The organism is Anaerotignum sp., assembly GCF_040307045.1.
GTDB lineage: Bacteria > Bacillota > Clostridia > Lachnospirales > Anaerotignaceae > Chakrabartyella.
Map to the genome: position 1 here is coordinate 30,944 of NZ_JAWRKF010000017.1, position 21,909 is coordinate 52,852.

Consider the following 21,909-nt stretch of genomic DNA (forward strand, 5'->3'; position numbering starts at 1 on the left):
AAAATTTCATCACATGGCTATTCGTCACCTTGATTTGTATGTTATAATGCTTAATTAGATGACGATAAAGGAGACAGGTTATGAAAATATCAAAAAAAGATGCTTTGATGTGGTTTGAATTTTTCTCGGCTTTACCTGAGGATGAAGAGATCATGACAAAACAACAAGAAATCATTTATGCTACCTTTGCCCAAATTGAGGAAGCTGTTGACTATAGGATTGAAAAACTAATGTCCGAAATTAAGGACTTAAAGACTTTGCAAAACAGAACTTTTTATGTTGGGGATGATAGCAAGTTTGCAAAGGGTTGCCGTTCATGTTTGCTTGGAACGGGCTTAACTGCCATTCGCAAAACCAATAAATGCAACATTCAGTGCAAGTTCTGTTATAACTATGGAGAACTGGATGATATTGCTCCCGTAGGAGAAGGGTTATGGGAAATTGGTGGTACCAAGTTTTATGAGAAGGATTTGGAGTTGCTTCTTTCCATTCAGGAGAAACCCACAGGAATTTCTTATGTATATTTAGAGCCTTTCATGGAAATCGAAAAATACTATTCTATGGTAAAGAAGTTTAAATCAGCTAATATTCACCAACACTTATATACAAATGGTATTTTAGCTACAGAAGATACATTGAAGGCATTAGGGGAAGCTGGCTTGGATGAAATCCGATTTAACCTGGGGGCATCTAACTGCTCAGATAAGGTGATTGAGAACATAGGTATTGCCAAGAAGTACATTAAAAATGTTGGAATAGAAACACCTATGACACCTGAGTTTTTTGATACGTTTTTTCAGAAGAAAGAAGCTATCTTAGATACTAAGGTTGATTTTATTAACTGTGCTGAGCTCCATCTTAACGCAAATAACATAGACAACTACGCTGGGGAGAATATGTACATTTGTAGACATGGTTATATTTCTCCTATTTGGAGCCGCGAGCTAAACCTAAAATTTATGAAAATTGCAGAACATGAAGGGTGGGATTTGGCTGTCCATGATTGTTCAAACCGAACAAAATTTGCCAGATCATTAAACTTAAGTAGCAAAGAGGGTGGATGGTTTGGTGCAAGCAACTATGGCTGTGAATTCACCCGAATTCCTTATGCGGCATTCTTGCCAATTTTGCGTGATGATAGTTTCCAATTTTTGAGTGAAGAGGATTTGCCTGAGGGTTACAAACCAGGGGAAATGTTTTTTTAAGAATGTTTTTTCTTAACAATGAGAGAAAGCTGTACTATCATTGTTATTGATGCAATAAAACCCTGGTACCAAAAAGGTGCAGGGTTTTTGTGTTTCTGTTCCATTTGATCTGCTTTAACGGGTAAGTAACTTCGTTTGTAGAAGGTTTGTATGAGTTTACTTTCAAATAAATTTCTATTTGAAATCATAGTGAAGGTAGATGAAAAAGGGGTGTTGGCTTCCATTGAAAAAACAATTTAAGTTGGATCATAAAAATAGAGCCTTCATTTCGTTGCGGTGGTTTTACTCTTTTACAACCTATGATACGAATTTAGGATAATAGTAAAAGAAATTTTATTTGAGGTATTGTAATTTCTATAGTTTTGAGGATAATGAAGATATGTAGAAAGATGAGTCTTCAGAAAATGTAAGAGTGTAAAGTTAAAATACCGAAAAATCTATATATGCCAAATATGTTACGTCCGTAACTAAGTTAGAAAGGAAATGATAAAGACGTAGTACATACAATTTTAAAAACTTGTAAAAGAAAATACAATGTTGATTGTGTTACCCAAATAATATGAAATTACTAATAGTTTCTCATGAGTGATGTGCTTTCTTTACCTCAAAATTTTGAATCCTGGGAGGACGATTATATGGACCTAAAAGAGATTATGCAAGGAAAAATTTTTGCAGTTGTCGGTGATACCTTAAATGAACAAAAATATGCATATAAAATAAAAAATGAGCTGATAGAACATGGTTATAAAGTGTATGCAGTTGGTAAGGAGCTGCCATCAATCAATGATGTGCCTGAAGAAATTGATGTAATTGACCTATGTATCAACCCAACGAAAGGCTTGGCTTTGATGAAAGAATGTGAGAAAGATTTTAAGTACATCTTGATTCAACCAGGGGCAGAGAGTGATGAGCTACTGCAATATCTTGAAAAAACCCACTCACCTTTTATGGAAGGGTGCGCTTTAGTGGGTTTGCGTTTATATTCTAAAAGAAAATAATGAAGTTTAAATCGGGGAATCATATTTAAGATATGATTCTCTTTTTTTGTGACATGGTTACAGACAGGGGAAAAAAGAAACTGCTATAATGATGTCAACAGAAAAGTGTTTAACAAATAGCAAAGTGTGTTAGGGAGGAGAAATCGTTATGACAAAGAAAACGGTTATTATAGGCGGAGTTGCAGGCGGCGCGACCACAGCAACAAGACTTCGCAGAAGAGATGAATCTAGGCAGATCATCATGTTCGAAAGAGGAGATTATATCTCCTATGCAAACTGTGGCCTACCCTATTATATAGGTGATGTAATCAAAAGTAGAGATGCTCTGTTGTTACAGACACCACAGGCAATGATGAATAAATATGACATTGACGTGCGGGTGTCAAGTGAAGTAACTAAGATATTTCCCCAGGATAAGAAAATTGAAGTAAAAAATAATAAAACGGGAGAGGTGTATCTGGAAACCTATGATAACCTAGTTTTGGCCACTGGCTCATCTCCATTAAAACCACCCATTCCGGGTATTGATGCACCTAATATTTTCACCCTATGGACAATTCCCGATACTGATCAAATTAAGTCCTACTTGATGGAGAAAAAACCTAAGAGCGCAGCTGTAATTGGCGGTGGTTTTATCGGTTTGGAGATGGCAGAAAACTTACACAAAGAAGGTCTTCAGGTTTCTTTAATTGAAATGCAGAATCAGGTTATGGCTCCTGTTGATTTAGAAATGGCAAACTTGGTTCATGAAAATATGAGTATGAATCAGGTCAATTTGATTTTGGGCGATGGCGTAAAAGAATTTCATCATAATCATGGTAGCACAAAAATCCAGCTAACAAGTGGAGCTGTTGTAGAAGCGGATATGGTGATTTTATCTATTGGTGTTCGCCCCAATAATGAGCTGGCGAAGCAGGCTGGATTAGCACTAAATAAGAAAGGCGGTGTCGTGGTTGATGAATATCTCCAGACTTCTATCCCTGACATATATGCCGTGGGTGATGTCATTGAGGTTGACCATTTTGTAACAAAGGATAGAACCATGGTGCCCCTAGCAGGACCAGCAAATAAACAGGCTCGTATTTTGGCAGACAATCTGGTTGGAGATAAGAAGAAATATTATGGTACATTAGGAACAGCCGTGGCAAAGGTTTTTGACCTTGATGTAGCCAGTGTTGGCTTAAATGAAAAACAATTGATAGCTATGGGAAAAGTGAAAAACAAAGACTATTTTGTAGCTTTGATTAATCAAAAATCCCACGCTGGATATTACCCAGGTGCAACACCACTAACTCTAAAAATGATGTTTGACAAGAAGGGAAAAATTTTTGGTGGTCAGATTGTTGGGCAGGATGGGGTTGATAAAAGAATTGATACCCTTGCTACCACGATGCGTTTAAATGGTACTATCTATGACTTGGAAGAACTGGAGCTTGCATATGCACCTCCATTCTCATCTGCAAAAGATCCTGTTAATATGCTAGGCTTTGTGGCAGAAAATATTTTGCGTGGCATGGTAAGTTTTATGGACTGGAATGAGGTCGACGCATTGTTGGAAGACCAAAGCAAAAAAAATGATTATATCATTTTAGATGTGACAGAGGAAATGGAAAGAATGGTCTTTGCTATTCCTGGTTCTGTTCATATTCCTTTGGGACAGCTTCATAAGAGATATAAAGAGCTGGATAAAAACAAACAGATTATTGTATATTGCACCATTGGTGTTCGTTCCTACAATGGAGCAAAAATTTTGAGTCAAAATGGTTTCAAAAAGGTGGTTGTTTTAGCAGGTGGAACTTCTTTCTATAAATCTATGCATTATGACAAAAGAGACATTCAGATGGAGCCTACCCCTAAGAAAGAGAATCCAGATAAAGAGGAGGGCAACACAGTGAAAGTAACAAATAAAGAGGTTAGAGTTTTGGATTGCTGTGGTTTGCAATGCCCGGGTCCAATCATGAAAGTGCATGAAGCAATTAGCGATATGAAAGAAAACGAAATACTCAAGGTTTCAGCAACAGATATGGGCTTTGCGGCTGACATATCCTCATGGTGCCGCAGAACAGGAAACACATTGGTGAAAACAGAGCGTCAGAATAAGGAAAACATCGTTTTCATTAAAAAGGGTGGAGATGCTTGTTGTATCGAAAGGGAAAATAAAGTAATTGAAACACCCCAGGGAAAAACCATCATTGTTTTTAGTGGTGATTTGGATAAGGTTCTTGCATCATTTATTATTGCAAATGGAGCGGCTTCTATGGGTAGACCTGTTACCATGTTCTTTACGTTCTGGGGGTTAAATGCCCTAAGAAAGTCTGATGGACCTTCCATGAAAAAACCTTTTATGGATAAAATGTTCGGCAGTATGATGCCCAAGGGAAGTAAAAAATTAAAGCTGTCAAAGATGCACATGGGTGGTATGGGAACTGCCATGATGAAAAAAGTTATGAACGATAAAAATGTTGATTCTCTTGAAACATTAATGAAACATGCTATGGACAAAGGCATTCGCCTAGTAGCTTGTACTATGTCTATGGATATAATGGGAATCAAAAAAGAAGAATTACTTGATGGTGTTGAATATGCAGGTGTTGCATCTTACCTTGGCGACGCCGAGGAATCCAATGTGAACCTATTCATTTAAATAAGTATTTCAAAATTGTAAAGGCTATCCCTTTGAAACTGAGGTGGATGGTCTTTTTTATTTCTAAAAAACATGGGAATATTCTTTCTATTTTTGGTTTTAAAGAAATTCTTTCTAGGGGTTGTGAGAAAATAGGGGTGTAATCAAACAAAAATAGTTGACAAAACAACTATATGTCATTATTATAGTTGTTAAAACAACGAATATCAGGAGGGATCTTATGCACAAAAGTGTGGGGCGTTTGGTGTCCATTTTATACCGCAAAAATCAAGTTTATCTTAATGCAGCGCTGAAAACTTACCATATAACAGCCTCGGAATTGCCAATCTTACTTTACTTATATCATCATGATGGTGTTTCCCAGGAAGAATTGTCTTCTTTTTTGCTTATAGATAAAGCATCCACAGCAAGGGGAGTACATTCTCTTATGGAAAAAGAGTTTATCCGAAAAGAAAAAGATCTGATGGATCGTAGGGCGAACAAAATATTCGTTACCGAAAAAGCCCTAGATCAGCAAGACGCTATTCTTCTTATACTGCAACGGTGGACAAATTTTTTAACAGAGGGTCTTGATGAACAGTCGGTAAATGTAATGTTTACTATTCTAGAAGAAATGATTAAAAAAGTAGAAACCATAGATTTTCGAGAAATGGGGAATAAATATGACTGAGCAAGTGAATCCATTAGGAACGGAAAAGGTATCCAGTTTATTATTAAAATTTTCAGTTCCTGCAATCATAGGTATGGTAGTTAATGCGTTATATAATATTGTTGATCGCATCTTTATCGGTAACGCACCGAAATTGGGATCAAATGGTCTGGCCGGTATCACAATTGGATTCCCCATCATGATTATCTTGCTTTCCATTGGCATTTTGTTTGGAGTTGGTGGTGCCACGCTTTTTTCTATAAAACTTGGCGAGGGAAAAATGGAAGAGGCGGATGAAGTCATTGGGTGTGCATTTACACTTTTGTTGATATGTGGTGCACTATTTTTAATTTTGGGGCAGATTTTTCTAACTCCTCTTTTGAAATTATTTGGGGCTAGTAACACAGTTTTACCCTATTCTACTGCGTATATGAGGGTTATTTTTTTTGGCGCAATCTTTCAAGTTGTTAGTATGGGAATGAATAACTTTTTACGTGCGGACGGACAGCCAAGGCTGGCTATGATTACCATGTTTGTAGGGGCTGGTACCAATATTTTTTTAGATCCTATATTTATTTATGTATTTAACATGGGTATGGCGGGGGCGGCCTTCGCTACTATTTTATCCCAATTAATTTCAATGTCATGGATTTTATCTTATTTTCTAACAGATCGAAGTAAGCATAGAATACGCTTTAAAAATATGATACCTAAATGGAATACGGCATTACATATTACATCTCTTGGTTTGCCAGGATTTTTAACACAATTCAGCAATAGTATTTTGAACATTGTTTTAAATAAGAGTTTATTGCTGTTTGGTGGGGATATTGCAGTTTCTGGAATGGGCATTATCAATAGTGTTCAAACCATCTTGTTGATGCCAATTATTGGGCTGAACCAAGGTGTTCAACCAATTATTAGTTTTAACTTTGGAGCAAAAAAATTTGACCGTATAAAATCTGCGGAGAAGCTTGCTATGTTAGCAGCAACAATCATTGTTTTAATCGGTTGGATACTAACAAGACTATTTCCATCTCAAATTGTTTCCCTATTCAATCGGGAAAAAGAACTGGTTGAGTTTGGTAGCCTTGCTCTGGTAACATGGTTTTGGTGCTTACCAGTCATTGGATTTCAAATTTTAGGTGCTAATTTTTTTCAAGCAATTGGACGCCCTAGATCAGCCATGTTTCTAACACTCACTCGGCAGGTTATCCTTCTGATTCCTGCTATCCTAATTTTTTCAAATCTTTGGGGGTTAAACGGTATCTTGATTGCTGCCCCCTTTGCAGATGGGATTTCGGCAGTGTTGACAGGAGTTTGGTTCTATTTTGGTTTGCGTAAATTAATTGGTTCCAATAGTTAGTATGGAGAGAAGCAATATACTGTGTTTCAGCGTTCCTTCTCCATGGGCTCCCTGTGTTCATTGTATCTACCAAAAAAGCTTCTATTAAGTCACACTTAAGTTGAGCATATCTAAAGATAAGAAACAACCTTTTTATAAGAGAGGTTGTTTTTTTATGCTGAAATTTTAATGATGTGCAATTAGATTATATTCCTTTTTTCTAAATATGGTAAACCCATAATCACTGATATATTCTCGTATATAGAAGATAAGAAAATTATATGGCTTTTTGAATTACTGAGTAAATGTAAAAAAAATACAAAATTATTTGAAAATAAATATTGAAACCTTGTTTTGTAACTATAATGTTACCTTAAGGAACTAAAATGAATGAAAAGGTAAAAATAGCATTGGAATATACTTTTATTTCAATCTTTTTCTACCTTATTAAATACAAAATGATTTAATTCGCTAAATCGGGGTGCTTACTAGAAGGATAAACGTTAACTTAATTTGCAAGTATTTTACACAATTATCTGATTTGAGTGAATGATCTCATACAAATGAGTATTTTTGTGAAGAAAATACAATAAATAGAAAATCTTAAATATTTTTTCTTAGGAGCAGAGATGGTATGTAATAATCAACAGCTAATTTAGAGAAGGAAATGAAGGAAATGAATGAAATTTACAAATGTTGGCTAAAAATAGTTTGAAAATTTGGAGGGATTCAAAATGAAATTTAAATTAGGGTTAACAATGTCATTATGTGTTGCATTAGGAGCGGCAAATGTTGCTGTTTATGCAGATGAAGGAAATGTTCAATTGAAAAAACTGCCAGATACTACTGCTGTTAGGGATGCTGGTGTTGGGGAAGCAGACGAAGTGCCAGAAGGCACAACGGAAGAAGCAACGGAAGGAGCAACGGAAGAAGCAACTGAAGGCACAACGGAAGAAGCAACTGAAGGAGCAACGGAAGAAGTGGCAGAAGATACTACCGGAGATGTGACAGAAGATACTACCCAAGAAGTACCAGAAGGAGAAGTAGTTGAAGGAGAAGTAGTTGAAGGTGAAATAGTTGTAATCCCTGAAGAAGAAGTACCTTTGGCTGAGGAAATGCCTATCCTTGAAGTGGTTCAGGAAGATGCAACTTTAACGATTGTACACAAATTACAGTTCGATATTGGTGAGGCTGTTCAGGAACAGATTGTTGTTGGTTTGAAAGCAGGCGAAACAATTAACTTAGCAGACTATGCTTGTACAAATGATGAAGTGGTTTTAAGTGGTGAAATTGGCAGTGTTGTATTGGTAGCTGGTGAGAATTCCGCAGAAATCCAATATGAATTGATTTATAATGCTGCAAATATTGATGGAGATGCACTAGAGGAAGGTGATTGCTAAAAAACAGAACAATATTTATGAAAAGGAGGCGAGGGTAAATGAGATTTAAAAAGATGCTGTCATTCTTTATGGCAATGATTATGACGTTAACATTAATGCCTGCAAATGTTTTTGCTGCAGAAAGTTCGTCATCACCTACTTTGACTAAAACTGCTGAGTGGGTTGATCAGGAAACTGGATTGGCAAAAATTACCATGACAGCAAAAGGAACACCCGTAGAAGTAATCGCAAAAAACGGTGCAGATGTTCTACTGGTTTTAGATGCATCAGGGAGTATGAAAACCCATCCTGAGACCACTTGTAGGGGTGATTTGGAATTAAAAGGGTGGCTTCATCGCTATTACAAGTGCTCCGAATGTCAAACCACCTATGATTATTATGCTGCACCAACTAATTTAAAATGTACACAAAAAGTTTCTATGGGTGAGAGTCGATGGGAAATTGCACAGGATGCTGCTGAAGAGTTAGTGGATCAGGTTATTCCAGATGCGCAAACGGATAACCGAATGGGGGTTATATTGTTTAGTGCAGACGGAAAGTCTAGTGCAAGTAACAATAATTTTGGTAACCATAATAAAGCTATCAAAAAATCCCAAAGTTTTACTAAGGACAAAGATGATGTTATGGATGCGTGCAGTTTCAGTCCTAGTGGTGGAACTGATTATACAGGGGCACTGCAAAAAGCCTATGATATGATTGATTCCAGAACGGATAAAAACCGCCCAGTGTATTTGGTTTTCCTTTCAGACGGGGCTCCAGGTGGGTACACCATTTCGGGGAGAGAGTATAACAGAATCGGTAATTCAAATTGGGATGGTTCTAATGAAATTAGCCTGTTAAAAAGTACATCTGATGAAAGCGATGTTACCATTTACACAGTGGGATTTGGTTTGACAGACTCAGATGCAATTGACTTGTTAGATGGTTACGCATCAGACTCCTCCCGCTCTTACAACATCACAGATGGTAATGAATTAGCTGGGTTGTTTACAGAAATCGGGAATACAATTGCATCCGGCGTATCAGTCTGGGATACCATCGACACCAATTATTTTACTCTAACCAATAAGCCGGGAACAAATAAGTCTTATTTTGTAAGCGATGGCACAGTTCAATGCAGTAATAATTCCCAATTTGTTTGGAATATGGATAACTTTTCACAATCAGGTGAAACCTTAGAAATCTATATTCAGATAAAAGCTGAATACCTCAACAAAAATGGAGATTATCCAACGAACAAGATTAACTCTGCGTATGGTGAATATGTAGGTACTGATGGAAACAAAGTTGACTTAGACGTAAGTGAAACAGGTGCAAGTTCACCCGTGCCAACGTTGAATGCAAAAGCGAAAAATGTTAAGGTGGAATTTCATTTTGTTGGAGACAATAAAAACAAAGTAAGTTTTAATGATCCATCACAGGCAATTCAATTAGTTCCCATTGGTGGTAATGTACTAAAACCTAGTGTTACTGTTGTTGATGGTTATAAAATTACTGACTGGTTTACAACTGGTGATTGCACAGGCACTGCCTTCAATTTTAACAACCCCATTTCCCAAAATCATGCAATAAATTTATTTGCAAGGGTTGATGAGGATGCTAATGCAAAATACGCATATACCGTAGAATTTTATAAAAATGAAATAAAAGCTGAAACTTTATCTGGTAGTGTGTGGGCAGGCGATCCAGTAGTTACCGTTGCTTCAGCAACAGCATTGAAAGAACAAAATTATGCAAATTATACCTTTGATGAAGTAAAGGTAGGTCAAACAAAATACACAAAAGATACAGATAAAATTGCAATTAACAAAAATGGAGATACTGTTATCCAAGCTTACTATACTTCAGGAACAGTAGATCTGACTTTCCACATAGGGGAGTATGGTAAGTTTAGTGCACCTGCTGATAAGGATAAAGTAAGTGTAAAGAGAATCGCTCAGTATGACACAAACTTTAACGATGTACCAGGTGTTACTGCACAATTGGGTTGGCAACCAGTTGGCTGGTACGAAGAGGGGAATGAGGATACCATTATAAACTTCCCCCAAACAGTAACAGGTGCTAAAACTTATATTATGAAATATGTAAAGAATGATGCTGACTGGAAAACAGTTACATTCTTAAAGAATGATGGAACATCGGTTCAGCATAAGGTCATTGACGAAATCTTAGTTGGAAGCAACATTTCCGCGAATGCATGGCCTATGAATCCAGATAGAAGTGGATATGCATTCAAAGGCTGGTACACTATGGATGGAACAAATGGCAACTGGGGCGACCCATTTAGCCAGTCCACAATTGTAAATGAAAACATGAATGTATACGCCAAATGGGAAAAGATTAAAACGGATGTGACCATTGAGTATTATCTGGGTTCCGTTGATGGAAGAAAATTAACCTTTTCTGAACAACAAAAAGTTTCAAATGCAACAATTGGTGCCTCTTTTACAGAGTACATCACCGACGCATTAAAAGAGAAGGGATCTACAGCAACAAATTTAAATGTAGACAAATTTTACTATAAAATTTCCAACGAGAGCGCTATTGTTTATATCAATGGAGATAAGTTGGGAACACAAACAGTAAAAGATGGAGATACCATTAAAGTGGTTTATCCTGGAAAAACAGGAACATTTAAAGTATGGGAATATTTCTTGACAAATGATGCAAACCAAAATTATGGCCAATATTTAAAACAGCATGAGTCTACTTTAGCACATGGCTCAGACTTAAAATATGGCGCATCTGAAACTGATTTGACGATTGCAGAGATTAATAAGATTTTAGGGGATAGCTTAAAAGCAACAAAAGAAAAATATCCTGGTGCAAAGCTTAAATCTGTGTATTTTGATTATCAAAAAGTAGGCGAGGATGGAAAAGCAACATGGCAGACTCCAATTACAGCCACTTTAAGTTCAGACGGAACTGTAGTGGAGGCATTTAATGGTCTAGCAGGAATAAAAATTCATGGTGACTGTGAAACTAGATTAACATTCAGCTATGAATTACCAGTCTACAACGTAAAATATTTTGTGTTTGAAAAGAAAGATTCAACTGATACAACAATAACAGCAAAGTTTAACACCACTCAGGAAGCGTTAGCTGCTGTTGCAAAGCACATTTCCCACAATTCAGCACAATATAGCAATGCGCTGTTTGAAGGAAAGTCTAAGATTTCTAGTGTAGACCTAGCGAAGTTTGCCATAAGCGTTACTCCTGATACAAAGGATAGAACAGAAACGGATGATGCAAAATTTGCTGATCTAATTAGAGATTATAAAGGCACTGGGGCTCTGAATGCAGAATATAAAAAGGCGCCTGGCTATGACGTAGTTCCATTTAGATTGGTGCAAGAAGGCAATACTGTTCATGTGGATTGTTACCTTGTGAAAAATCAAGATGCCTGGACATCAATCAAGTTTAATGTGGGCAGTCATGGTAAATGGGATGATGGAACAACAGAAGTAATCTCTATTGATGCAGTCAAAGGAGCTAAATGGTCCGACTATGCAAGCTTAATCCCTGAGAAACCAGTTCCCAGTGACATTGGTTGGAAATTAGCTAGTGATACCCAAATTTGGGATCAAGCAGTTCCCGCAGACACCGGCACTATCCCCGATGAAGGCATAACTTTCACAGCATTGTGGGTCGAAGATAAGGCTGATGTTACTTTCGTATTAAAAGGCATTACGACAAATGGCACAGAGGAGCTCTTTGGCGCAGTGAAACCAGAAACGCAGTCGATTCAAAAGGGTAAATCTGCTGTTGATCCAACAGATACCACAACTGCAAATATCCAAAAAGGGTATAGTTTTGTAGGATGGTTTACTGACATGGAATGCACAATTCCTTTTGATTTTAGCAATGTGGTTACTGAAGCCAAAACTTTATATGGTAAAGTGATTGTGAACGAAGAGGCTTGGGCAAGAGTAACATTTAAAGCTGATTCAAATGGTAAGCTGAATGATGGTGCAGATGATGTGGAAACGATAGTGACTGATCCTATTTTACTGGGAAACAAAATCGGTAGATCCATTCCTACTGCCAAAGCCAATGCAGGCTTTGAATTTGATGCTTGGTATAAAGTAACTGAAACGGAAGAAGGAATGACTGAGATAAAAGAAACACCTTCAGCCGAAACAGTTGTGGATAGTAACTTGAAATATCTTGCTAAGTTTGCTCAGTTGCTCAAGGTTACCTTCCATGTGAATACCAGCAAAGCTGCTGAAGGTACTCAAAGTATTTATGAGAAAAAAGATATATCCAGAAATACGAAATGGGCAGCAATTGAGGTTCCATCAGTATTAGGAAAGTTGCGTGAGAATGTTTATAGTCATGACTACAAATTTGTTGGCTGGGGTGTTGAATCTTTCCCAGATACAATAACACAGAACTTAAGCTACACAGCAGAGTTTGATGACATCTATACTTTCGTTGTAGAACACGCAGAACTAAACGGTAAAAAGCCAGAGTTTCTAGATGGCGAACATCCTAAGCCCTATAAAAAAGAAGCTGGGAATGAAATTAGTAGCCAAGCCAAAATAACCCCAAGAGGATATGAATTAACTAATATTACTGTATATGTGGGTGAAGAAAAGCAAGAGGTTGCAACAACTGCAGAGCTAATGCAAAAGCTGAAAGAGCTTTATAACCTTACTCTCACCGAAGATGGCACACTTAGTGGTGCAATGCCTGAAGATTGTATCTGGATCAAATACGGGTATGAGGAAATGGCTAAACACACTGTTGCGTATGTGTCTGATGGAGTGGTAACAGGTATGCCTGAGAATATTACCGATAGGTATGAAGGCGACGAAATCACTTTATCCACGGTTGAACCTAAGAGAGATGGATATAATTTTGGAGGCTGGGAAGTAATTCAGGAAGTTGTTACAATTAACGAGGGCAAGTTTATTATGCCTAATAGTGATGTAACTCTGAAAGCGATGTGGACTCCAAATGAAGAAGTATGGAATTACACGGTTGTCCACTATTTGGAAGGTGCAGATAAGCCATTTTCAACCACAACAGGTTCTGTTTTAAAAAGAGAACCTAATATCAACTCCATCGTATTAAATGCTCCACAGGGATATAAGTTTAAAGAATACCAAGTTAATGGTGATACGACAAACTTACCTGTAAGTATTATGGATGATGATAGTGTAATTGGCGTTATCTATGAAACAAATGACTTAATTGTAAAACATGTGTATGGAGATACAACTGTATATGATACCAACCAGTCCAAGGCTGATGTTGAGGATGGAAAAGTGACGGTAAACGCGGTCAACTCTGGTAGATATACAAGGCTAAGAAGTGTTACAGTCAATGGTAATAACGTGAGTGCATCACGCAGTATAGTAGTCGACTTTACCGATGATAACAAGTACCAGGTTGTTTTTGTGTATGGAAGACGAAGCACCGATACTGATGAACCAACGACTCCCGGCGGTAACAATGGCGGTGGTAGTGACTTTGGTGAGGAAGTAACAATCCTTGAAGAAGAAGTACCATTGGCAGATGGATTAAACATGGTGGATCATTTTGCATACATCTTCGGTTATGAAGATGATACCGTTCGACCAATGAATAGAATCAGCCGTGAAGAAGTTGCAGCGATTTTCTATCGTTTGTTAAACGATGCTGTTCGAGAAAGTTTTAAGACTACAAAACATAACTTCCCTGATGTTTTGGGTCAGAGATGGTCTAACACTAGCATTGCAACCCTAACAAATGGTGAAATTCTTGCAGGTTATCCAAATGGACAGTTTAAACCTGGCAATGCCATTACCAGAGCAGAATTTGCTGTTATTGTGTCTAAGTTCGACAGCTTAAGCAAATCTGAGAAGAATATGTTTAAAGACATTGAAAATCATTGGGCAAAAGACTTCATTAATTCTGCCGCTTTAAAAGGTTGGATTAATGGATATCCCGATGGCGCTTTCCACCCTGATGAGTATATAACCAGAGCGGAAGCAATGACTTTAATCAACTCTGTATTAAACAGAAGAGTAAGTAAAGAAGGCATGCTTGAAGATGCGAAATATTGGACAGATAATCAGGAAGATGCTTGGTACTATGAAGCAGTTATGGAGGCAACAAACTCTCATGACTACACAAGAGAAACAGCTGACGGTGTAGAAACATGGACTGCAATGAAGCCAGATAGGACTTGGGATTAACCCTAAGTGAAAATGTTTCGTAACTGATAAGAAAGAGCCCTTACATCAGACTAGATTCTGAAGGTAAGGGCTCTTTTGATATCTAACATTTACAGTGCATTATAATTCAGTATAAGAAAAATGGCTTCTTAGATCAACCTATATATTAACTAGGGAGAGAAAGGTATGCCTTCTAACAGCTTGTACTTAAAAAATATCAAGAGTAAGTAATTTAAATCAAAAGTATGTTTTTTAACTATCAAATAGAGCATAGCAAAAGTGATATAATCAAAAGTATGGGTTTATAACACATACTTTTTGATTGGTTGCCGTTCAATTTTCAAAAAAAGTCCTTTCTAATATTGCATACATAAATGAATCCTTTGACGAATCAAATAAAACCAGATGCGCTTAAAGAATTTTAATTTTTAGTGTTGACTTTCTTTATTTTTTAGCCTAGAATGGCTAAAGCAAATATGAATATGGAGTAGTTATTATGAAAATCTTGAAGACAATAAAATTCTTAATATGTTATGATCCAGTTTTATTTATTACGTTTATTGTAGCTTGCATTTCTGCGGTGTTTGTTCCCCCTTCATTGGAGTATTTCACATACATAGATATACACGTATTAAGTTTACTGTTGATGATGATGCTAGTCGTTGCAGGGATGCAAAAGGTTGGACTATTTGATTTTATCATTGCCACCTTGCTGAATTTGGTTCACACTACCCGAATGCTAGCTTTGGTTCTAATAATTGTTTGTTTTTTTGCCAGTATGCTAATCACGAATGATGTAGCCCTCATTACATTTGTACCTTTGGGCATCATGATGCTGATACGAACACATAAAGAAAGCCTATTCATCCCAATTATCGTTCTGCAAACCATTGCGGCCAACCTTGGAAGTATGTTAACACCTCTGGGGAACCCCCAAAATTTATATCTGTATTCCATCTCAGGGATGAATATTGGCGAATTTTTGAAGGTAATGATACTGCCATCTGCACTTTCCTTCCTTATTCTATTAGCTTCTGTATTCTTCATAAAATCGGAAAAAATTACACCGTTCTCTGAAAAACAGGCTGTGTTGATCAGGAGGAAGAAGGTTATGCCTTGGTGTATACTTTTTATTATTTGTATTCTTGCTGTACTGCGTGTCATTCCCTATCAATTGGCATTTATCACGGTGTTTGTATGTGTAATATTTTTTGACAAGAAGATACTTTTTCGTGCGGATTATGCATTGTTGTTGACCTTTATTTTTTTATTCATTTTCATCGGAAACATTAGAAATATTCCTGAAATTAGCAATATACTGTCAGAGCTAGTGAAGGGACAGGAACTGGCGGTGGGGATTTTACTAAGTCAGGTAATCAGCAATGTGCCAGCGGCAATGTTGCTTTCAAGATTTACTGAAAATCATTCTGCATTGTTGGTCGGTGTAAACCTTGGTGGATTAGGAACACTAATTGCCTCTATGGCAAGTGTCATTTCATACAAGCTTTATGCTTCCACAGAAAAAGCACAAACCTGGAAGTATTTATTATTTTTTACGGCTGTGAATTTTCTGTTTTTGGCAATATTATGGAGCTTTGCTGCATTACAAATGACAATATAATTTAAAATCCGTTAAGAGGAATTTTCCGCAACCTATAGTATATTTTTAAGGTTGTAATCATAAGTTTAAGTTTGGGCAGGGGAATAGATGACTTGTTGTATCTTGGAACAAATATTTCTTCTCTGTATAGAAGGTAAATGTGTGTGATGGAAATGTATATCCTCATAAATTTTTGCAAATACTTTTCTTGAGGTGATCAACTATGGCAAAAGACAGTCAGCTCGACCCAAAGCCAATTCGAAAGAAAAAGGCTAACGGCGGTCCTACAATGGCAGAAAGTGCCCTTGACGGAGAAGGACGAAACAGTAAGAAACAATCAGGCAATCTTCACAAGCCAGGAGCCGAAAGAAAGTAAGTTATTAAAATTGTTTTAAGGTAACGCAATTTTGGGCAATGGATAGAAGTAAATATCCATTGCCCATTTCCTTTTCCCTTTTTAAAAGGATAGCACTAAATCTCCAACGCCACATTTTTTCAAAAATTCTTCTATATTGGCTTTTTCATCTTCTGACTTACTACCTAGTCGGCCCATCCGATCGCAATAACCCAGTAATGCAATTTCGTGCATATCTGTTTCAGCCAGCATACCTTTTACATCACCAAAGGGCAGATTTTTATTTACATATAAAGGATGCATATGATATTTAACTAGGTTTCCTACTTTCTCTATAAAATCTAGATCAGCTAACAAACGGGATAAGAATTTTATGCATAAATCCATACCTACTGTGTCATGGTCATAAGAAACGATTCGACCTTTGCGATTTCGTGTGGTTTCGGCCTTGCCAATGTCGTGCAAAAGAGCAGCCCACATAAATACAGGTGCATTGTGGCTAAGGTTGCGTACCTGTGCAGCTTGGTCAACCACAAGGCAAACATGATTCCAAACGCATCCCTCTGGATGATGGATAGGAGATTGTGGAGTGACTTGAAGCTTTTTCAGGAGGGAAAGGGGGTACTCTTCAAATACAGGTTGCCCCATTAACTGAGTGATATAATGAGATGGCTTGAAATCTTCACTCAGGTGCTGGTTGATATCTATAAAAAGTCTCTGGTTAGGATTGCTCAAACTTCCCTGAATCTTATTTTTTTCCTTCTTAGTATTGGTTTCAGAATTTTTGTAATCAACATTTATTTCATCCATTAGGTTCACCTCCATATTAGTTTTCTCCATATTTAGTGTACTATTCCGATAATTAAGTGTTTGGGAATAGCCTAAGTATTCATGGAAAAAAACGATTGGGGAGTTGAAACGAGAGTTAAAAAGAATATATTTAAATATAGAAATCAATTATCTCAATGATATAATACTTATTTTGAAGCAAGGATAAAGGCTATGTAAATAATCCGTGATGGATTTTTACATAGCCTTTAATATTTGTAATCAGAATTATAAAGGGATTTTATCTTATATTAGTACAACAGATTTACAAAGAATGTTGAGAATACTGGCACATAGGTGATCAGTAATAAGTTTATAACTAACAAGATATAGAAGGGCACAGCCTCTTTAATAAAGGCGGCCGTTTTACACTTCGTTATACCACATGTCACGAACATCAATGTTCCCATAGGAGGGGACAGAGCACCGATAGCATTGTTGAAGATATAAATCATAGCAAACTGAATTTCGTCGATGCCGTAGCTTGCCGCAATAGGAGCAAGGAGGGGCACCAAGATAATCATAGATGCATTACCTTCAATAAACATACCAACGATTAACAAGAAAATATTAATAACTAATAAGAATACATACTTGTTATCAATTGCACCTACAATCCACTCTGTTAGCTGCTGGGGGATACGTTCCTTTGTTAAAATCCAGGAGAAAACGCTGGCCGCAGCAACGATCAACATGATAGATGAGGTGGTACAAACGGTTTCTTTTAAACCTTGAGACATATTTTTTAAATTTAATTCTTTGTAGAACACACCAAGGAGTATTGCATAAAGGATTGCAATTGCACCTGCCTCAGTTGCTGTAAAGACACCAAAACGGATACCACCAATGATAATAATTGGTAAGCACAAGGGTAGGATTGCTGGTTTAGTCGCCTTTGCAAATTCTTTTGTGGATACTCTTTCTTTATAAAGAGGCTGATACCCACGTTTAACGGAAATAAAACGAACTAAAATCATCATGGTGATGCACAAAAGGGCACCGATACCTAAGCCTGACATGAACAGCTTGCCGATAGATACGTTTGCGATACAACCGTATAAAATCATAGCAATACCAGGGGGGATCAAAGGTGTAATCATGGAGGATGTTGCAGTTACAACGGTTGAAAACTCTTTGGAAAAACCTTTCGCTTCCATTTCTGGTACCAACATTTTAGCCTGCATTGCAGCATCTGCTAAGTTGGAACCGGACAAACCGCCCATTAATGTGGAAAGCAAAACGTTAACCTGTGCCAAACCACCAGACATACGACCTGTAAGTACAGAACAAAAGTCCATAATTCGCTTTGTAACGCCGGTGTAGTTCATCAAAATACCGGCACAAACGAAGAAGGGGATAGCAAGCAGAGATATACTTTCAACACCAGTGATTGCTCTTTGTGCAAACATAACTGTGTTTATGGATGGATTTAATACAAAATAAATTGCGGAACCGCCTAAAACGGATAAATAAACTGGAACCTTTAAAAATAAGAGAACCAGCATTATAATAGCGGAAAGACCAAGTACTTCATTCACTCTCTACCGCCTCCTTTGCTTCTGATTTAACACCCTTAAAAAGGGCATAGAAATAATTAATAATCATCAAAATAAAAGACACGGGTGCAATCCCATAAATCAATGTGTAAGGAATTTCTAACATAGGAGTCGAACGACCGCTCTTGATAAAGAGTTGAATGAACCCAATGCTCTGTATAAACAAATAAGAAATTACTGCTACTACAACTACTGAAATAAAAATGGAAAACACTTTTTGAATCTTTTGTGGCATCAAGTCGACAATCATTTCAATTGCAACGTGGTTACCAAAACGGAAAGCTGCACCAGCTGATGCAAAAACAATCCAAACCATGCACGCAAGCTGCACTTCTTCTAACCATGTGAAGGGTGCACCAAAGGCACGGCGCCAAACAACGCCTAAAAACGTAAGGAAAACCAGTAATGCTAAAACAAGGCCGGCAACCACTACGTCAATATTAGCGAGTATAGATAAAATTTTATTTTCTTTCTTCATATTCGCTCCCTCTAATCATTTCTGAAAATTACGGCGGAAGGATTCCCCGCCGCCGTAGTAAACAGTTTAGTATGATTTGTGTTTCTTACTGTGCACCCATAGCAGTGCGAACTGTGTCATAAAGACCTTCGGACCAACCGAACTTGTCGCCCATATCATAGAATGCCTGTGCTTTTTCACGGAAACCAGCAATAACTTCTTCTGTAGGTTCTACAACAGTTACGCCTTCGTCAATCATCTTCTGTAAGTAGTCAGCTTCAGCTTCAGCCTGGATACCGTTGTTATACAAACCAGCTTCGTTACCTGTTTCGATCAAAAGGTTCTTCTGTTCTTCTGTTAAAGAGTTGAACCAATCGTTAGAGCATACCCATGTTGTGAAGTTCAAAACATGACCATCTAAAATTAAGTTCTGAGCAACTTCATGCAACTTACGACCATACAATGTTGCAAGAGGGTTTTCTGCACCGTCAATTGTCTTTGTCTGTAATGCCTGATATACATCACCAAGGCTCATACCTGTGGAAGCAGCGCCTAAAACGTCAAAGCCTAAGGACTGAATCTGATTGCTAGGAACGCGGATTTTCATACCAGCTAAATCGGCAACTGTGTTAACAGGTTTTACTGTTAAGGTATGGCGTGCACCATATGCCCAGTTAGATGTAAGAATTTTTAAGCCTTTTTCCTGTAATTTAGATTCCTGTTCTTTGTACCAATCGGATTCGATCAATGTCCAGCATTGTTCCCAATTGTCGAATAAGAAAGGTCCGAAAACGATACCGAAATCGGGTACACCGTAGTCAGCATAGAAAGCACCGTCAGCCAATGTTGCTACGTTTTCGCCCAAAAGCATGGAGTCAATCAAGTCTGTTTTATTGCCTAGCTGTGAGTCAGGGTAAAGCACGATTTCCATTGTGCCACCAGATTTTTCATCCAACAGGTCTGCCCAGTGCTGTAATGCCTGGCCAATAGGTTCGGACATAGAGTTTTCAAAACCAATCTGCAATGTTACTTTTTCCTGGTTTGCACCAGCATCTCCTTGGCTATTGGAGTCCTTAGGTTCACTGGAGCAACCTGCCAAAGAAGCGATGGACACAGCCGCGATACACATAGATGCTACTAATTTTTTAAATTTCATTTCTTTTTCCCCTTTCAATTCTTGGTTTTTTTGCTTATATGAACACACCACTGTTATTTGGTGAAATCCAATACAACCTTTAACATTTTATCAGCATTTGCAGAGAAATCTTCAAGTGCTTGAGGACCATCTGTCAATTTGTATCGATTTGTAACAACTTTGTTTAATTTTACATCATTGTGCAATACTAAGTCGATTAATTCTTCAAAATCATTTTTCATCGCATTACGGGAACCATAAATATTCAATTCCTTTTTCTGAATAATTGTAAAGAAGAAATCATCGATATTTCTTTTGGAAACACCGATTAAAACAACCTTACCGCCAAAACAAGCAGCGTCGATACAGTTTTGGAAAGTAACGGGTAGGCCAACTGCTTCGATTGTAACGTCAAAACCATTGTTATTGGTTAATTCAGCTACGCCTTTTTCAAAAGATTCAGCAGAGCTGTTTAAAAGCTTATGGTCAATTTCAAATGTTTCATAAGCATAGTTTAACTTTTCCTCGGCAACATCACAAATTGTTACTTCTGCACCTTTTGCCTTAGCAGCAATGGCAGCCAAAACACCAATTGTACCAGCTCCCATGATTAAAACCTTATCGCCAGGTTTTACTTCAGCACGAGATACACCGTGGTAGCTAATGCAAAAAGGTTCGATTAGTGCTAGCGTCTCCGCATCTAAACCTTTTCCATCATAAATTCTTTCCACGGGCATAGTAATATATTCGCAAAATGCACCCTCACGCTGTACGCCCATGGTTTGGTTATCCTGACATACATTTACTTTTCCCTTTTGGCAGGAATAGCATTCGCCACAGTTGAAGTAAGGATTACAAGTTACGATCATGCCTGGCTTTAAACCATAAGCATTTTCGCCAACTTCAACAATTTCGGCGGAAAACTCGTGCCCAGGAATACGAGGGTAGGATACATAAGCATTTGCACCACGGTATGAACCTAAGTCACTACCACAAATGCCGCCGTAAAGAAGTTTTAATAGGGCTTCACCTTCTTTGGGAACGGGCTTTTCCATTTCGGTAATTGCCACATTTCCAGGTGTATTAATAACTAAAGCTTTCATAATAAGAATACCTTCCTTTTTAACAGCTAAAAAACGCTGTTTTGTTTGATGTATACATCACTCTATAAAAGGAGTATAATTGCAATCCTTGTCATGTGTCAACTGAAAAATACCATTATTCCTAATTTTCAATAGTATAAACAATTTTGCACTACTAAAACTAAGCAATATACACAATGAATATGGATCTAACTGGAAAAAGTTTAACTGATAAAAGTGAAAGTATTAAAATTAAAAGTTGATAATGTAATGTTTCTGTCTAATGATGTATCCAACTAAATTTTTTTTGTTTAATTTCATATATTTTAGAAAAGATGTAAGTAGTATTTCCATTTTAATAAAAAAATCCTCTATAGTAATAAAAAAATAAAAAACATGGGTTAGGTAATGATTTGCTAAAAGTCATTCATATTTATAAGGAAAGATTAAGGATAATTATAACTAAATACTTTTTTTACTGCTTTTTTATAAAA

The 21,909-nt window shown here is 37.2% G+C and carries 14 protein-coding genes; 9 read left to right on the top strand and 5 right to left on the bottom strand.

Features of this window, described 5'->3' with window-relative positions; genetic code table 11:
• Positions 1-80 precede the first annotated feature (80 nt).
• The 9 genes from ABVZ64_RS09080 to ABVZ64_RS09120 all read left to right on the top strand — a co-directional run bounded on the left by ABVZ64_RS09080 (position 81) and on the right by ABVZ64_RS09120 (position 16,378).
• Positions 81-1,205 carry a radical SAM protein gene (locus ABVZ64_RS09080; RefSeq protein ID WP_352400698.1) on the top strand — a complete coding sequence of 375 codons (1,125 nt, stop codon included), beginning with the start codon at positions 81-83 and terminating at the stop codon, positions 1,203-1,205.
• 635 nt (positions 1,206-1,840) lie between these two features.
• Complete coding sequence (locus tag ABVZ64_RS09085) at positions 1,841-2,203, top strand: CoA-binding protein (protein WP_352400699.1); 363 nt, start codon at positions 1,841-1,843, stop codon at positions 2,201-2,203.
• Between the two features lie 148 nt (positions 2,204-2,351).
• Positions 2,352-4,847, top strand: a complete 2,496-nt coding sequence (locus tag ABVZ64_RS09090) for an FAD-dependent oxidoreductase (protein ID WP_352400700.1) — start codon at positions 2,352-2,354, stop codon at positions 4,845-4,847.
• A 220-nt stretch (positions 4,848-5,067) separates the two neighbouring features.
• Positions 5,068-5,517: a MarR family winged helix-turn-helix transcriptional regulator gene (locus ABVZ64_RS09095; RefSeq protein WP_352400701.1), complete on the top strand. Its 450-nt coding sequence runs from the start codon at positions 5,068-5,070 to the stop codon at positions 5,515-5,517.
• On the top strand, positions 5,510-6,862 hold the full coding sequence (locus ABVZ64_RS09100) for an MATE family efflux transporter (RefSeq protein WP_352400702.1): 1,353 nt from the start codon (positions 5,510-5,512) through the stop codon (positions 6,860-6,862). The genes ABVZ64_RS09095 and ABVZ64_RS09100 overlap by 8 nt, the downstream gene beginning before the upstream one ends.
• A gap of 713 nt (positions 6,863-7,575) precedes the next feature.
• Positions 7,576-8,241, top strand: a complete 666-nt coding sequence (locus ABVZ64_RS09105) for a hypothetical protein (protein WP_352400703.1) — start codon at positions 7,576-7,578, stop codon at positions 8,239-8,241.
• Positions 8,242-8,279: 38 nt separating this feature from the next.
• The gene (locus ABVZ64_RS09110) at positions 8,280-14,423 is read left to right on the top strand and encodes an InlB B-repeat-containing protein (protein WP_352400704.1); all 6,144 of its coding nucleotides are present in this window, start codon (positions 8,280-8,282) and stop codon (positions 14,421-14,423) included.
• A 475-nt stretch (positions 14,424-14,898) separates the two neighbouring features.
• Positions 14,899-16,023: an SLC13 family permease gene (locus ABVZ64_RS09115; RefSeq protein ID WP_352400705.1), complete on the top strand. Its 1,125-nt coding sequence runs from the start codon at positions 14,899-14,901 to the stop codon at positions 16,021-16,023.
• A gap of 202 nt (positions 16,024-16,225) precedes the next feature.
• On the top strand, positions 16,226-16,378 hold the full coding sequence (locus ABVZ64_RS09120) for a hypothetical protein (RefSeq protein ID WP_352400706.1): 153 nt from the start codon (positions 16,226-16,228) through the stop codon (positions 16,376-16,378).
• An 81-nt stretch (positions 16,379-16,459) separates the two neighbouring features.
• On the opposite strand, the gene ABVZ64_RS09125 is transcribed toward ABVZ64_RS09120, so the two are convergent.
• The 5 genes from ABVZ64_RS09125 to ABVZ64_RS09145 form a co-directional block, all read right to left on the bottom strand.
• On the bottom strand, positions 16,460-17,167 hold the full coding sequence (locus ABVZ64_RS09125; protein ID WP_352400707.1) for an HDIG domain-containing metalloprotein: 708 nt from the start codon (positions 17,165-17,167) through the stop codon (positions 16,460-16,462).
• 269 nt (positions 17,168-17,436) lie between these two features.
• Positions 17,437-18,690, bottom strand: coding sequence for a TRAP transporter large permease (locus tag ABVZ64_RS09130; protein WP_352400868.1), 1,254 nt, complete (start codon positions 18,688-18,690; stop codon positions 17,437-17,439).
• A gap of 25 nt (positions 18,691-18,715) precedes the next feature.
• Positions 18,716-19,219, bottom strand: a complete 504-nt coding sequence (locus ABVZ64_RS09135) for a TRAP transporter small permease (RefSeq protein WP_352400708.1) — start codon at positions 19,217-19,219, stop codon at positions 18,716-18,718.
• Between the two features lie 85 nt (positions 19,220-19,304).
• Positions 19,305-20,354, bottom strand: coding sequence for a C4-dicarboxylate TRAP transporter substrate-binding protein (locus ABVZ64_RS09140; RefSeq protein WP_352400709.1), 1,050 nt, complete (start codon positions 20,352-20,354; stop codon positions 19,305-19,307).
• 53 nt (positions 20,355-20,407) lie between these two features.
• A complete protein-coding gene (locus tag ABVZ64_RS09145) occupies positions 20,408-21,436 on the bottom strand; it encodes a zinc-binding alcohol dehydrogenase family protein (protein WP_352400710.1) in 1,029 nt (342 codons plus the stop codon).
• Positions 21,437-21,909: the final 473 nt, after the last annotated feature.

What these genes read in the sequence shown, in the direction of transcription:
- ABVZ64_RS09080 (WP_352400698.1), top strand. Translation starts at nt 81, where the DNA reads ATGAAAATATCAAAAAAAGATGCTTTGATGTGGTTTGAATTTTTCTCG.
- ABVZ64_RS09085 (WP_352400699.1), top strand. Translation starts at nt 1,841, where the DNA reads ATGGACCTAAAAGAGATTATGCAAGGAAAAATTTTTGCAGTTGTCGGT.
- ABVZ64_RS09090 (WP_352400700.1), top strand. Translation starts at nt 2,352, where the DNA reads ATGACAAAGAAAACGGTTATTATAGGCGGAGTTGCAGGCGGCGCGACC.
- ABVZ64_RS09095 (WP_352400701.1), top strand. Translation starts at nt 5,068, where the DNA reads ATGCACAAAAGTGTGGGGCGTTTGGTGTCCATTTTATACCGCAAAAAT.
- ABVZ64_RS09100 (WP_352400702.1), top strand. Translation starts at nt 5,510, where the DNA reads ATGACTGAGCAAGTGAATCCATTAGGAACGGAAAAGGTATCCAGTTTA.
- ABVZ64_RS09105 (WP_352400703.1), top strand. Translation starts at nt 7,576, where the DNA reads ATGAAATTTAAATTAGGGTTAACAATGTCATTATGTGTTGCATTAGGA.
- ABVZ64_RS09110 (WP_352400704.1), top strand. Translation starts at nt 8,280, where the DNA reads ATGAGATTTAAAAAGATGCTGTCATTCTTTATGGCAATGATTATGACG.
- ABVZ64_RS09115 (WP_352400705.1), top strand. Translation starts at nt 14,899, where the DNA reads ATGAAAATCTTGAAGACAATAAAATTCTTAATATGTTATGATCCAGTT.
- ABVZ64_RS09120 (WP_352400706.1), top strand. Translation starts at nt 16,226, where the DNA reads ATGGCAAAAGACAGTCAGCTCGACCCAAAGCCAATTCGAAAGAAAAAG.
- ABVZ64_RS09125 (WP_352400707.1), bottom strand. Translation starts at nt 17,167, where the DNA reads ATGGATGAAATAAATGTTGATTACAAAAATTCTGAAACCAATACTAAG.
- ABVZ64_RS09130 (WP_352400868.1), bottom strand. Translation starts at nt 18,690, where the DNA reads ATGCTGGTTCTCTTATTTTTAAAGGTTCCAGTTTATTTATCCGTTTTA.
- ABVZ64_RS09135 (WP_352400708.1), bottom strand. Translation starts at nt 19,219, where the DNA reads ATGAAGAAAGAAAATAAAATTTTATCTATACTCGCTAATATTGACGTA.
- ABVZ64_RS09140 (WP_352400709.1), bottom strand. Translation starts at nt 20,354, where the DNA reads ATGAAATTTAAAAAATTAGTAGCATCTATGTGTATCGCGGCTGTGTCC.
- ABVZ64_RS09145 (WP_352400710.1), bottom strand. Translation starts at nt 21,436, where the DNA reads ATGAAAGCTTTAGTTATTAATACACCTGGAAATGTGGCAATTACCGAA.